This is a genomic window from Rhodanobacteraceae bacterium (assembly GCA_024234055.1).
Taxonomy (GTDB): domain Bacteria; phylum Pseudomonadota; class Gammaproteobacteria; order Xanthomonadales; family SZUA-5; genus JADKFD01.
On the sequence record JACKOW010000002.1, the window covers coordinates 223,761 to 237,477 of the forward strand.

General features: G+C 63.8%; 9 protein-coding genes. 7 read left to right on the forward strand and 2 right to left on the reverse strand.

From position 1 onward, the window contains the following. Nucleotides 1-477: 477 nt before the first annotated feature. Nucleotides 478-1,341, reverse strand: coding sequence for an MBL fold metallo-hydrolase (locus tag H7A19_05325; protein MCP5474245.1), 864 nt, complete (start codon nt 1,339-1,341; stop codon nt 478-480). Nucleotides 1,342-1,495: 154 nt separating this feature from the next. Here H7A19_05325 and H7A19_05330 point away from each other — a divergent pair, with 154 nt between their 5' ends. Next, nucleotides 1,496-1,882: a hypothetical protein gene (locus H7A19_05330; protein ID MCP5474246.1), complete on the forward strand. Its 387-nt coding sequence runs from the start codon at nt 1,496-1,498 to the stop codon at nt 1,880-1,882. A gap of 299 nt (nt 1,883-2,181) precedes the next feature. On the opposite strand, the gene H7A19_05335 is transcribed toward H7A19_05330, so the two are convergent. Next, nucleotides 2,182-3,681 (reverse strand): aldehyde dehydrogenase, encoded by a 1,500-nt coding sequence (locus H7A19_05335; protein MCP5474247.1) that lies wholly within the window; start codon nt 3,679-3,681, stop codon nt 2,182-2,184. A 629-nt stretch (nt 3,682-4,310) separates the two neighbouring features. Between H7A19_05335 and speB the strand changes: the two genes are divergently transcribed. The 6 genes from speB (at nt 4,311) to H7A19_05365 (ending at nt 13,591) form a co-directional block, all read left to right on the forward strand. After that, nucleotides 4,311-5,306, forward strand: a complete 996-nt coding sequence (speB, locus tag H7A19_05340) for an agmatinase (GenBank protein MCP5474248.1) — start codon at nt 4,311-4,313, stop codon at nt 5,304-5,306. A gap of 317 nt (nt 5,307-5,623) precedes the next feature. Beyond that, nucleotides 5,624-6,958 (forward strand): 4-aminobutyrate--2-oxoglutarate transaminase, encoded by a 1,335-nt coding sequence (gene gabT / locus H7A19_05345; GenBank protein MCP5474249.1) that lies wholly within the window; start codon nt 5,624-5,626, stop codon nt 6,956-6,958. Nucleotides 6,959-7,052: 94 nt separating this feature from the next. Then, nucleotides 7,053-7,946, forward strand: coding sequence for a carbon-nitrogen hydrolase family protein (locus tag H7A19_05350; GenBank protein MCP5474250.1), 894 nt, complete (start codon nt 7,053-7,055; stop codon nt 7,944-7,946). 76 nt (nt 7,947-8,022) lie between these two features. Beyond that, nucleotides 8,023-10,875 (forward strand): aminotransferase class I/II-fold pyridoxal phosphate-dependent enzyme, encoded by a 2,853-nt coding sequence (locus H7A19_05355; GenBank protein MCP5474251.1) that lies wholly within the window; start codon nt 8,023-8,025, stop codon nt 10,873-10,875. Between the two features lie 20 nt (nt 10,876-10,895). Beyond that, nucleotides 10,896-12,356 (forward strand): biotin carboxylase, encoded by a 1,461-nt coding sequence (locus H7A19_05360; protein MCP5474252.1) that lies wholly within the window; start codon nt 10,896-10,898, stop codon nt 12,354-12,356. Nucleotides 12,357-12,601: 245 nt separating this feature from the next. Next, entirely contained in the window at nt 12,602-13,591 is a 990-nt protein-coding gene (locus tag H7A19_05365; protein ID MCP5474253.1) for a hypothetical protein, read from the forward strand. The last annotated feature ends 126 nt before the right edge of the window (nt 13,592-13,717 follow it).

Here is a 13,717-nt window from a genome sequence, read left to right on the forward strand (position 1 = left end):
TTCCGTCACGGGCCGGCGAGGTTCCAGGGGCAGAGCGAAGAAACCCGCTAAATTAGTTACACATGAATTAGGTGGGTCTGATCAGTTTCGGAGTGTCCGCGGCAATCTTCCGGCCGGCATCGTCTGCGGTGGACGGCTCATTGCGAATCACCTGCATCGGCCCGACACTGCCCACGGGCCATGAACCACGAACTTGCCTGTAGGAGCGACCTCGCGTCGCGACCGCGAAGCCGCACGTCCGAAGCGGCGGTCGCGCCGTAAGGGCGCTCCTACAGGTGCACAAAGAAAATCAACGACTTGCGATATGGGTTCATGGAGAGCCACCTGTATCGGCCTGAGACTGCCCACGGGCCATGAACCCGCCTGGTGCGCGTAGCCCGAGATGACCCGCGCAGCGGCTCACCGGGGCTCTTTGGCATCACCGCCCGAAGAGCGCTGCGCGCACTTCGGGCTACAGGAGCCGGCTGCTGTCAGCCCTCAGAACTGATCCAGCGGCAGCTTCAGATAACGCACACCATTGGCCTCGGGCTCAGGCAGCTCGCCGGCGCGAATGTTCACCTGTATCGAGGGCAGGATCAGCGTCGGCATGTCCAGTGTGGCATCCCGGGCCTCACGGATGCGCACGAACTCGTCCTGGGCGATTCCGTTGTGCAAGTGAATGTTCGCGGCCTTCTGTTCACCAATGCTGGTCTGACAGCGGAATTCGCGACCATTGGGGCCGTAGTCGTGGCAAACAAACACGCGGGTCTGGTCTGGCAGCGCATACAGCCGCTGGATCGACTGGTACAGGCGGGTGGCACTGCCGCCCGGAAAGTCGCAGCGAGCACTGCCGCCATCGGGCATGAACAGGGTATCGCCCACGAACAGGGCATCGCCGATCAGATAGCTGACGCTGTCATTGGTGTGTCCGGGCGTGGCCAACACCTCGGCATCCAGCTCGCCGATGGCAAAGTGTTCGCCGTCGGCAAACAACCGGTCGAACTGGCTGCCGTCGGTGGCGAATCCATCGCCCAGGTTGAACACCGACTTGAAGGTCTGCTGCACCTCGCGGATACCCCGGCCGATCGCCAGCACTGCCTGTGGTTGCCGAGCTTTCAACCAGCGTCCGGCGCTCAGGTGATCGGCATGCGCATGAGTTTCGAGGATCCATCGCAGCTGCAAATCCTCAGAGCGCAGAAAGTCCTGCACCGCGCTGACCGAATCGACGCCGGTGCGACCCGATTTGGCATCGAAATCCAGACAGGGATCAATCACTGCAGCAACCCTGGTCACCGGGTCGCTCACCACGTAGGTGTAGGTATTGCTCGGGGCGTGAAAGAAGGGTCGAACCTGAGGCTGCATGGGAGATCTCCGTTGGAAGACTGACCGGGCCGCTTGCCCCATGTCTGAGGAATCAGACGTCATCCAGGCAATACGACGACGGCGCAGCCTTGCATATTACATGAGTTATATCTAAAGTAGATGAATCTTATCATAGACGCCCTCGGAGCAGCCCATGCGCACCACGGTACAGGATCTGATCGCCCAGGCCCGATCACAGATCAAGGAAATCGATGCCGACGAGCTGCTGCGGCTCCAAGGCTGCGGCTGTCCGATCGTCGACGTACGCGAACCGGCAGAGTTTGCCGCAGGGCATGTCCCGGGCGCTGTGAACATTCCGCGCGGCGTGCTGGAATTCGAGATCGACGGCCATCCTGCAGTCAATTTCGTCAAGGACCCCGCGTTGGCGCATCGCGATCAGCCCATTGCCCTGTATTGCCGCAGCGGCGGCCGCAGCGCGCTGGCAGCCGAAGCCCTGAAACGGCTGGGATTTGTCGAGCCACTGTCGCTGGCAGGTGGCTTCAACGGCTGGACCCAGGAGCAGCGAGCGGTGCAGGTTTGAGGGTCTTGAGGAGGGCCGCGCGCGTGCGCGGCCGCCCCTGATTTCCGGGAAAGGCCCTCCACCGCCGCAATCCGCAACGGGTCGCTGGATAGCTCACGCGGAGACGCGGAGAACGCGGAGAAATGCGGGCTAGAGGGTCTCTGCTCCTCTCCGCGGACGCCTTGTGAGCGCAACGCCTGCCTTGTTCACCTGTAGGAGCGCCCTTGCGGCGCGACCGCTGCGGCGGACGTGCGGCCGGCCGGTCGCGACTCGAGGTCGCCCCTACCGGCGATCCGACCCGGCGCTTCCCCGCAACCCCCTCAATCCGCCAGATTGATCCAGGTGGCCTTGAGCTCGGTGTACTTCTCGAAAGCATGCAGGGATTTGTCGCGGCCGTTGCCCGACTGCTTGTAGCCGCCGAAGGGTGCGGTCATGTCGCCGCCGTCCCAGTAATTGACCCAGACGCTGCCCGCCCGCAGCTTTCGGGCCATGCGGTGGGCTCGATTGATGTCGCGTGTCCACACGCCAGCGGCCAGACCGTAGGCGCTGTCATTGGCGATCTTCAGCGCCTCGGCTTCCTCATCGAAGTCAATCACCGACAACACCGGACCGAAGATTTCTTCTGCGGCGATGCTCATGTCCGGGCGCACCTGATCGAAGATCGTCGGCTCGATGTAATAGCCGCCGGTTTCGCTGAGCACGCGCTCGCCGCCCAGACGCAGCCGTGCGCCCTGCTCATTGCCCTTGCCGATGTAGCCAAGCACGCGCTGCATCTGGATGTCGTCGACCATGGCCCCGGTCGGTGCGTCCGGATCGAGCGGATGGCGCGGACGCATGTCGCGGCCGGCCTCGACCACCATGGCCACGAACTCGTCCTGGATGCTGCGCTCGACCAGCAGGCGCGAAGCGGCGGTACAGACTTCGCCCTGATTGTAGAAAATGCCCGAGGCGGCGGCGTAGGCGGCGCGCTTGAGATTGGGCGCGTCGGCGAACACGATGTTCGGACTCTTGCCGCCGCATTCCATGAAGGCGCGTTTCATGTTCGACCGCGCGGCGCAGCCCATCAGATGCTTGCCGACCCCGGTCGACCCGGTGAACACCAGTCCATCCACATCCATGTGCAGCGCCAGCGGTTCACCGGCTTCCTTGCCGAATCCCGGCAGCACATTGAACACGCCGGCGGGTATGCCCGCTTCCATCGCCAGCTCGGCGATGCGCAGGGCGGTCAGCGGTGATTTCTCCGAGGGCTTGAGGATCACCGAATTGCCGGTGGCCAGCGCCGGCGCAATCTTCCAGCTGGCCATCAGCAGCGGAAAATTCCACGGAACGATGGCGCCGATCACGCCCAGCGGCTCGCGCGTGATCAGCCCCAGCTCATCCGGCCCGGTGGGCGCGACCTCGCCGTAGACCTTGTCGATGGCTTCGGCGGTCCAGCTCATGCAGCGCACGCTGGCGGGCAGATCCACCTTGAGCGCGTCGTTGATCGGCTTGCCCATGTCCAGCGTTTCCAGCAAGGCCAGTTCCTCGCGGTACTGTTGCATCAGTTCCGCGAAGCGCTGCAGCACCTTCTTGCGCTGCACCGGCGGGCGCGCGGACCAGACCCCAGCCTCGAAGCTGCGCCGGGCGGCAGCCACCGCGCGCTCCACATCCTCGGCCCCGCAGGACGCCACCTTGGCCAGCAGGCGGCCGTCGATCGGACTGATGCAATCGAAGGTAGCGCCGCTCGCGGCATCCACGGCCTTGCCGTCGATGAAGGCCTGATGCGGAATGCGCAACTCGGCGGCGCGCGCCAGCCATTGTTCCTGGGTCATTGCAGGCATGGGAGTTCCTGGTTGTCGGTTGTCGGTTGTCGGTTGTCGGTTGTCGGTTGGAAGCATATCCCTACTGGGTGGTGGAACCAGAATTGTCTGGACTCACCAGGGCACACCATCCTGCGTCATTGCGAGCCACCTGTATCGCGCACAGGCCATGAACCCGCCTGGTGCGCGTAGCCCGTTGTGCCGCGCAGCGGCTCAGCGGGGATCTTTGGCGTCACCTCCCGGAGAGCGCTACGCGCACTTCGGGCTACAAGAGCCGGCTCTTGCTGGAATTTGGGAATTCAATGACTTAGGACATGGATTCATGGAGAGCCACCTGTTCCGGCCTGAAACTGCCCACGGGCCATGAACCCCCGCCCTTGCGGCGCGAACCGCTGTTGCGTTCGTGCGGTTGGCTGGTCGCGACGCGAGGTCGCTCCTACGTGCAATCTTGTAGGTGTCGCGACCAAGCCGACCGTTCGAGAAACGTCACGTAGCCCGCTGCGCGGACAACGTGACCTACCACAGCGCTGGCTTTCGCAGGTCACGCTGGCCCCGAAGGCCTAAGTGACACGGTGTCTGTTCACCTAGCGTCAAGGGCGCCAGCTGGCCTACGATCGCCGACGCCCTGCTTCCCTTCGGACTTCTGTACCATGGCCAAAGACGACCCCGCTCACCCGAAGACCTGCGATCTGGCGTTCACGCGCAGCTCGCCCTACGGCAGCCTGGCCGAACCCACCTATTCGGGTGCCTTGAGTTTTCTGCGGCGTCGTTACAGCAAGGATCTGAGCGGGGTCGATGTCGCCGTGGTCGGTGTGCCCTTTGATCTCGCTACCACCAATCGCCCAGGCACACGGCTGGGCCCGCGAGCCATCCGCGCCGCTTCGGCCTCGCTGGCCTGGTGCGGTCCCTATGCCTGGGACATCGATCCCTGCGAGACGCTGAACATCGTCGACTGGGGTGATGTCTGGTTCGATCAGGGTCGGCCCGAACTGATCCCGGACCTCATCGAGGCGGCATTCGCCGGCATTGCCGCGGCCGGTGTGACCACGCTGGCACTGGGCGGCGATCATTTCATCAGCTACCCCATCCTCAAGGCCCTGCGCGCCCGCAGGGCCGAGCCCATTGCCCTGATCCATTTCGATGCCCACAGCGACACCTGGGCCGATGCCGGTCCACGCATCGACCACGGCAGCATGTTCTTCCACGCAGCCATGAATGGCATCGTCGATCCAGCCTGCTCCATCCAGCTCGGCATGCGCACGCGCAACGACGACACTCACGGTTTCGACGTCCGCGATGCGCGCTGGCTGCACCGGGCCGGCATCGAAGCGGCCTGTGCCGCCATCCACGCCCGCGTCGGCTCGCGACCCTGCTATGTCAGCTTCGATGTCGATTTTCTGGACCCGGCTCACGCGCCCGGTACCGGCACACCGGTGGTTGGCGGCTTCACCACCCATCAGGCGCTGGAACTGATCCGTGGGCTGGTCGGGCTCGACATCATCGGCATGGATGTGGTCGAGGTCTCGCCACCCTACGATCACGCCGAGATCACCGCGCTGGCCGCCGCCAGTGTGGCCCAGGAGCTGTTGGCTGCCTTTGCCGCGGGACGCTCGGCAGTTTCCTCGAATCCGGGGGCTCAATCCTGATTCGCGCGAGCGCTCGCTGCTGCTGACCTGGAGCCGCAACGCCAGGCAATACTCGGCAGGGTGAATGCGTCGCGCGCCGTCCGATTTGCTTTTTGGCTGGCGGGCGGTCACCATGGGAGCGCTTGATTCAACTGCCTTTTTCATTCTGAGTGGGCGTGTTCCAGGGATCCTTGGCCCACTCTGTCTTGACCGCGAAAGGCCATGGTCACGCGCCGTTGGCAGTGCTTGGCGCACCGTGTTCCCTGTCGCGGCAGCAGGCCTCAGTAGAATGCTGGGCACTGCAAGATCACAACCATCGACTTTCTATTGGAGGGGGCATGCCGCAATCCACTGTGTCGTCCGATAGTCCGGACACGAACGCTGACTGGCAGGCCCGTCGCCAGGCCGCCATTCCGCGCGGCGTCTCCACCCTGCTGCCGGTGTTCGTGGCGAAGGCCGAAAACGCCGAGCTCTGGGATGTCGAAGGCCGGCGCTACATCGACTTCGCCTCCGGCATTGCCGTGCTGAACATCGGCCACATGCATCCGCGGGTCAAAGCCGCGGTCGCGGGCCAGCTGGAGAAATTCAGCCACACCTGTTTTCAGATCAACCCTTATCCCGAGTATGTGCAACTCGCCGAACGCCTGAACCAACTCGCCCCAGGCCCGACGCCGAAGAAGACCATCTTCTTCAACAGCGGCGCCGAAGCGGTGGAGAACGCCGTCAAGATTGCCCGTGCCCATACCCGGCGTAACGGCGTCATCGCCTTCTCCGGTGCCTTTCACGGCCGCACCATGATGGCGATGTCGCTGACCGGCAAGGTGCTGCCGTACAAGGCTGGCTTTGGCACGCTGCCCGGCGAGGTCTATCACCTGCCCTACCCGATCGCCTATCACGGCGTCAGCGTCGAGCACACGCTGGCTGCGCTCGACACCCTGCTGCATGCGGATCTGGATCCCAGCCAGATCGCGGCCATGGTGATCGAGCCGGTGCAGGGCGAAGGCGGCTTCTACATTGCACCGCCGGAATTCCTGCAGGCCTTGCGCGCAGTTTGCGATCAGCACGGCATCGTGTTGATCATCGACGAAGTGCAGAGCGGCTTCGCCCGCACCGGCAAGCTCTTCGCCATCGAACATGCCGGCATCGAGCCGGATCTGATGACCGTCGCCAAGAGCATGGGCGGCGGCTTTCCGATCTCCGGCGTCATCGGCAAGGCCGAGATCATGGATGCGCCGATGCCCGGCGGCCTCGGCGGCACCTACGCCGGCTCACCGATCTCCTGCGCCGCGGCGCTCGCAGTGCTGGACGTCATCGAGGACGAGCAACTCTGTGCGCGGGCCGACCAGGTCGGCAACCTGCTGCGCAGTCTGCTTGAAGAGATGCGAGCAGACCCACGCCTGCAGCCATTGATTGGCGAGATCCGCGGCGTCGGCGCCATGGTGGCCATGGAACTGGTGGCAGACGGCGACGCGGCCAAGCCCAACGCTGCGCTCACCAAGCTGCTGGTGCATGCCTGCGCGCAGCGTGGCCTGGTGGTGCTGGCCTGCGGCGTGCGCAGCAACGTGATCCGCTTCCTGATGCCGCTGACAATCTCCGACGAACTGCTGCGCGAGGGCGTCGGGATACTGCGCGAGGCCTTCATCGAACAAGGCACCCTGGCACCTGGCGCTTGAGAAAGCCCAGGATTCATGGCCGACAGCACGGAGCCCACCGACTCAAATCACAAGGAAATTCATGAGCTTGCCCTTCGCTATAGCCGGTGTTCAGATGATGGTCCCGGCGCTGCACAGCAATCTGATCGAAATGCTGCACCGGATCGATCTGGTGATGATCCGATTCCCCTGGACCCAGATGATCGTCTTCAGCGAACTGGCCCAATGCGGCCCGGTTCCGAATCAGCCGGTGACACTGCCCGGCCCTGAGGAGACTTCCCTGCAGGCAGCTGCTGCCAAACATGGCATCTGGCTGATCCCGGGCTCGGTATTCGAGCGCGGCAGTGATGGCAAGCTCTACAACACCACCTCGGTGATCAATCCCGAGGGCGTGGTCGTGGATCGCTATCGCAAGATGTTTCCCTTCATGCCCTATGAGCACGATGTCACCGGCGGCACCGATTTCTGCGTGTTCGACATTCCCGGTCTGGGCCGCTGTGGTTTGTCGATCTGCTACGACATCTGGATTCCCGAAACCACCCGAACCCTGACCGCCATGGGCGCCGAGGTGCTGATCCATCCGGTATTGACCGGCACCATCGATCGCGATGTCGAACTGGCCATCGCCCGGGCCACGGCGGCGCAGTTCCAGTGCTATGTCTTCGACATCAATGGCCTGGGCGCCGGTGGCATCGGCCGCTCCTGTGTGGTCGATCCCACCGGCACCGTGCTGGCGCAGGCCGGCGGGTCCAACGAGACTCTGCCGGTGGAAGTCGATTTTGCGCGCGTGCGCCGACAGCGGGAAACCGGCGTCAACGGCCTCGGCCAACCCTTGAAGAGCTTTCGCGATCGTACTGTCGATTTCAGCGTCTACCGCCGCGATTCCGGCACCGATGCCTATTTGGGCACGCTCGGGCCGCTATCCATGCCAGTGAAAGGAGGCGACGCCGGACTGAAATCCGCCTCGCCGGAAATGCTGGCGCCAATCCCCCCGCGCAAGCTCGTTTGACCCGCCCTCGCAACCGACAAGAAGGAGACCCCACCGTCGGCTCTTACCAACACCCGACCCGCATGAGGAGCAAGCCATGCCCACAAACAAAAGCAAACCGCTTCAGCGCGCCAGGAAACCGGCGCCGGTGATCTCGGCTGATCCGGCACCTGGCACAAGCCGCCTTGCACCGGCCACCACCGCCGCCGCCCCGCCCGGAAACGGCTCCCTCAGCGACTACTATTCCGCCTCGCAATTGCGCAACGATCGCTGGACCGCCCTCAAGAGTCTCGCCGGGCAACTGGCCGGCGGCTCGCGCAATGGCCACCGATCCCAGCTTCTGGACAAGATCCAGCACCTGCTGAGTTCACTCGGACCCATCGAAGCCTATTGGGCCTTCCCCGGAAGGCGCGGCCTGGAGCAGTTGCGCAAGCTGCTCTCGCGCGAGGACTTCATCGACTTCGGCCGCGCCGTCACCCGTATGGTGCGCTCGCTGCAGGCCGGTACCTACCGCCGCCGCCTATCGGATTTCCATGCCGACCACGAGCGCGAACTGGACGATGAGCAGGACCGCATCGAAACCCACGAGCTGAAATCGCAATCGCGACCCTATTTCGAAGTGCTGATCGTCGATGACCTCAGCCCGGCACAGCACGAGGCCCAGTGCCAGGCCTTGCGCGACCAACGTCGCAACGATGATCGCTTTGTCTACGAAGCGGTATCGGTCGGCAGCTTCGAGGATGCGCTGATCGGGGTGCTGTTCAATCACAACATCCAGTCGGTGGTGGTGCGCCATGACTTCGGCTTTGCCTCGGCCAACCACCTGGAGATTCTCAAGCGCTATCTGCAGCGGGTGGGCGATGAGGATCTGTCATCCATCGATCCCGAGGATTACGGCCCCGAACTCTGCCGCCTGCTGCGCAAGATCCGGCCGGAGCTGGATGTCTTTCTGGTCACTGACCGCTCGGTGGAGGAGATCGCCGGGCGCGACCTGGGTGGCTGCGCCCGCGTGTTCTACAACCAGGAAGACTTCACCGAGCTGCACCTGAACATCCTGCGCAGCCTGAACTCGCGCTACAACACGCCCTTCTTCAACGCGCTCAAGGAATACTCCAAGCAGCCGACCGGCGTTTTTCATGCGATGCCGATCAGTCGCGGCAAATCGCTGATCCGCAGCAACTGGATCCGCGACATGAGCGAGTTCTACGGCATGAACATCTTCATGGCCGAAACTTCCGCCACCTCCGGTGGGCTGGACTCGCTGCTCGACCCCACCGGCCCGATCAAGCACGCTCAGGAACTGGCGGCGCGTGCCTTCGGTGCCAAGCAGACCTTCTTCGCCACCAACGGCACCTCCACCTGCAACAAGATCGTGGTCCAGGCCATCGTGCGCCCGGGTGACATCGTGCTGGTCGATCGCGACTGCCATAAATCGCACCACTACGGCATGGTGCTGGCCGGCGCCAACGTGGTCTATCTCGACAGCTATCCGCTCAGCGAATACTCGATGTACGGCGCCGTGCCGCTGCGCGAGATCAAGCATCAGCTGCTCACCTTGAAGAAGGCCGGCAAGCTCGATCGCGTGCGCATGCTGCTGCTCACCAACTGCACCTTCGACGGCATCATCTACAACGTCGAGCGGGTCATGGAAGAGTGCCTGGCGATCAAGCCCGATCTGGTGTTCCTGTGGGACGAGGCCTGGTTTGCCTTCGCCCGATTCGCGCCCACCTACCGACAGCGCACCGCCATGGCCACCGCCGCACTGCTGCGGGCGCGCTATCGCGATCCGGCCTATGCCCAGCGCTACGCCGCGCAACAGGCCGAACTGGCCGGCGCCAGCGACCAGCAGTTGCTGGAAACGCGGCTGCTGCCCGATCCGGCCAAGGTGCGGGTGCGCGCCTACGCCACCCAATCCACCCACAAGACCCTGACCTCGCTGCGCCAGGGTTCGATGATTCACGTGCACGATCAGGACTTCAAAGGCGAAGTCGAACAGGCCTTCCACGAGGCCTACATGACCCACACCTCGACCTCGCCCAACTACCAGATCATCGCCTCGCTCGATGTCGGTCGCCGTCAGGTGGAATTGGAAGGTTTCGAGTTCGTGCAGAAGCAGATCGAGGCGGCGATGGCCATGCGCAAGGCCATCGATTCACACCCGCTGCTGCGCAAGTACTTCAAGGTACTCACCGTCAAGGAGCTGATCCCCGAAGCCCATCGCGAGTCGGGCATCAATGCCTACTGGGATCAGGAGCAGGGCTGGAACGACACCTGGAATGCCTTCGCCAGCGACGAATTCGCCCTCGACGCCTCGCGGGTGACGCTGGCCGTGGGCCACGCCGGCTATGACGGCGATACCTTCAAGAACGAAGTGCTGATGAACAAGCACGGCATCCAGATCAACAAGACCTCACGCAACACCGTGCTGTTCATGACCAACATCGGCACCACGCGCTCGTCGGTGGCCTATCTGATCGAGGTACTGGTGCGGGTGGCCGCCGACATCGATGCCCAGCTCGAAGATGCCAGCACCATGGAAAAGCGTGCCTTCGACCGGCGCGTGAAATCGCTGACCCAGGATTATCCACCGCTGCCCGACTTCTCCCGCTTCCACGATGCCTTCCGCACCGGCAAGGCCGAAGGCACGGCTGAAGGCGACATCCGCAGCGCCTACTTCATGGCCTACGACGAGTCCAACTGCGACTACTTCCCGATCGAGGATGGATCGATGGAAGCCGCCATGGACAGCGGCCGCGAACTGGTCTCGACCGCTTTCATCATTCCCTATCCACCCGGCTTTCCGATTCTGGTGCCGGGGCAGGTCATCTCCAAGGAGATCCTGCATTTCATGCGCGCGCTCGACGTCAAGGAAATTCATGGCTACCGGCCAGACCTTGGACTGCGTGTCTTCACCGACGAAGCGCTGGCCCACGCCCGCCCCGCGCGCTGACAAACTCAGGAGTCAATCCCATGCCCAAACGCCGCAAGCTGAAGAACATCTCCGAAATCCGCCGCTACTTTCATCGCTTCGAGGAGCCGGTGTACTTCGTCAGCGCCACCAATTTCAACCTGCTCGGCCTCGACGAGTGGGTCAAGAATCTGAGCTACATCAGCTACATCGATTGCTATGACGGCCAGCACCCCAATGTGTTCTGTCCCTCCGAACAACCGCATGCCGAGTTCCAGTCGATCGAGGACATCAACAACTACCTGCTGCAGCACAAGGAAGTCATCGACCACGTTGCCAAACGCGGCGGCAAACCCAAATTCATCTTCCTGATGTTCGACGAGCAGACCGAAGCCCTGTCGAAGGAAATCGGCGCCGAGGTGTGGTTTCCGCCCGCCAGCCTGCGCAATCGCATCGACAACAAGATCGAAACCGTGCGCATCGGCAACAAGGCCGGCGTACCCAGCGTGCCCAACACACTGTCCGAGATCAATGACTACGCGCAACTGATGGACGTGGCGGAAGAGGCCAAGCTCGGTACCGATCTGGTGCTGCAGTCGGCCTACGGCGATTCCGGCCACACCACTTTCTTCATCAAGTCCGAAGCCGAGTTCCGCAAGCATCAGCACGACATCATCGGTCAGGGCGAGATCAAGGTGATGAAGCGCATCAATTGCCGCGGCGCGGCCATTGAAGCCTGCGCCACCAAGCACGGCACCATCGTCGGCCCGCTGATGACCGAACTGGTCGGCTTCAGCGAGCTCACGCCCTATCGCGGCGGCTGGTGCGGCAACGAGATCTTTGCCAACGCCTTCTCCAAGCGCGCCCGCGAACAGGCCCGTGACTACACCTTTGCCTTCGGCGAGCAGCTGCGCAAGGAAGGCTATCGCGGCTACTTCGAACTCGACTTCCTGATCGACACCAGATCCCGCGAGATCTATCTGGGCGAGCTCAATCCGCGCATCACCGGCGCCAGCTCGATGACCAACCACGCCGCCTTCGCCCACGCCGACGCGCCGCTGGCCCTGTTCCATCTGCTGGAATTCTCCAACGTGCCCTTCGACATCGACATCGCCGAGTTGAACGCCCGCTGGGCCGATCCGGACAACATCGATTCCTGGTGCCAGATGGTCATCAAGCACACCGAGGATTCCATCGGTCAGATCACCCACGCCCCGGAAACCGGCATCTGGCGCATGGACGAAGCCGGCGAGGTGCATTTCGACCGTTTCGACTATCACCGCCGCGCCGTGCGCACCGAAAACGAAGCCTTCTTCCTGCGCATCGTCGGCAAGGGCGACTGGCGCTACGAAGGCGCCGACCTCGGCATCCTGGTGCTGCGCGGCCGCGCCATGACCGACAAGTTCAGCCTCACCGAACGCTCGAAGCAGTGGATCGACGGCATCCGCAAACACTATCGCGCCGAGCCACTGGTCGAGCTGCCACCGCAGCTGCCAGCCGAACACCACTTCAAGTTCGCATGAGGTCTGCAGACGGCGGCACGGCGGCGCGTGTGTCTGCTCGACGCCAGGCATCGACCCTGCCCCTCGTAGCCCGTTGTGCCGCGCAGCGGCTCAGCGGGGCTCTTCCGCGTCACCGCCCGGACAGCGCTACGCGCAGTTCGGGCTACAAGAGCCGCCGCATCGCGGCGCCCTCCACCACACCGGAACGCACATCCGGCCTTCTCGTGTTACAAAACCCCGCGCGAACCGATCACCACCCGGCCACCATGAACCTCACCTTCCACGCCATCGCCGACGACGCCAGCGGGCAGCCCTGGCTGCGGCTCTACCGTCATCTGTGGCCGGCCTACCGGCAGTGGTATCTGCGCGACGGCTTTCTGGCCCGACCCAGCTTTCTGGCCTGCCGACGTGCGCTGGAAGTGCACATGCCCGAACTGGTGCCGATCTGGGCGCGGCGGGTGGAGCTGGCCGGTGGCGGCGATGTCACCGCGCGCTTTCTCAGCCTGTGGTGCCCGCCCGCCTATGACAGCGCCTGCTCGCAGGCGGTCTGGCCCGGCGACGAGCCCATGCTGGTGCGCAATTACGACTATTCGGCCAAGTTCTTCGATGCCACCGCCCTTCTGAGCCGCTGGGGCGGCCAAAGCGTGCTCGGCACCAGCGATTGTCTGATGGGACTGGTCGATGGCCTCAACGAATCCGGTCTGGCGGTCTCGCTGACCTTCGGCGGCCGCCGCGTGGTCGGCGAAGGTTTCGGCGTGCCCATCGTGTTGCGCTATGTGCTGGAAACCTGTCGCAACACCCGCGAAGCTGCCGCCGCCCTGGCGCGCATCCCCACGCACATGGCCTACAACATCACCGTGGTCGATGCCACGGGCGATCGCGCCACCGTGCACCTGGCACCCGACCGCCCGGCCCTGGTCACCGCCGCACCGGTAGCCACCAATCACCAGCCCGGCGACGACATCCGCGACCACGCCTTCCAGTCCGCCACGGTCGAACGCGAGCGCTATCTGCTCAGCCGCCTGATGCTGCACGAAGACCCACCCGAGCGCTTCATCAGCGCCTTCCTGCGCCCGCCGCTGTATTCGCTGGCCTTCAACCGTGACCGCGGCACCCTCTACACCGCCGCCCTGCACCCCCGCCGCCGCACCCTCAGCTACCGCTGGCCCCACGCCCAGTGGACCCTGAGCATGGACCAGTTCATCCCCGGCCAAAGGCAGGTGCACTACCCCACCCTCCGCGCGGCGGTTTATTGACGCACCCATAGCGCCACGGCGTAAGAAGCCTTCGTAGTGCCGAGCTTGCTCGGCAGGGTCTACCGCTCTTGCAGGTCCAGACTCGTCTGGACGCTCTCCTCACCAAAGCAAAGCCAAAGCCCAGCC

Excerpts from the sequence above, each read along its gene's own strand:
- H7A19_05360 (MCP5474252.1), top strand. The coding sequence starts at position 10,896 with ATGCCCAAACGCCGCAAGCTGAAGAACATCTCCGAAATCCGCCGCTAC.
- H7A19_05330 (MCP5474246.1), top strand. The coding sequence starts at position 1,496 with ATGCGCACCACGGTACAGGATCTGATCGCCCAGGCCCGATCACAGATC.
- H7A19_05355 (MCP5474251.1), top strand. The coding sequence starts at position 8,023 with ATGCCCACAAACAAAAGCAAACCGCTTCAGCGCGCCAGGAAACCGGCG.
- H7A19_05350 (MCP5474250.1), top strand. The coding sequence starts at position 7,053 with ATGATGGTCCCGGCGCTGCACAGCAATCTGATCGAAATGCTGCACCGG.
- H7A19_05325 (MCP5474245.1), bottom strand. The coding sequence starts at position 1,341 with ATGCAGCCTCAGGTTCGACCCTTCTTTCACGCCCCGAGCAATACCTAC.
- gabT (MCP5474249.1), top strand. The coding sequence starts at position 5,624 with ATGCCGCAATCCACTGTGTCGTCCGATAGTCCGGACACGAACGCTGAC.
- H7A19_05335 (MCP5474247.1), bottom strand. The coding sequence starts at position 3,681 with ATGCCTGCAATGACCCAGGAACAATGGCTGGCGCGCGCCGCCGAGTTG.
- speB (MCP5474248.1), top strand. The coding sequence starts at position 4,311 with ATGGCCAAAGACGACCCCGCTCACCCGAAGACCTGCGATCTGGCGTTC.
- H7A19_05365 (MCP5474253.1), top strand. The coding sequence starts at position 12,602 with ATGAACCTCACCTTCCACGCCATCGCCGACGACGCCAGCGGGCAGCCC.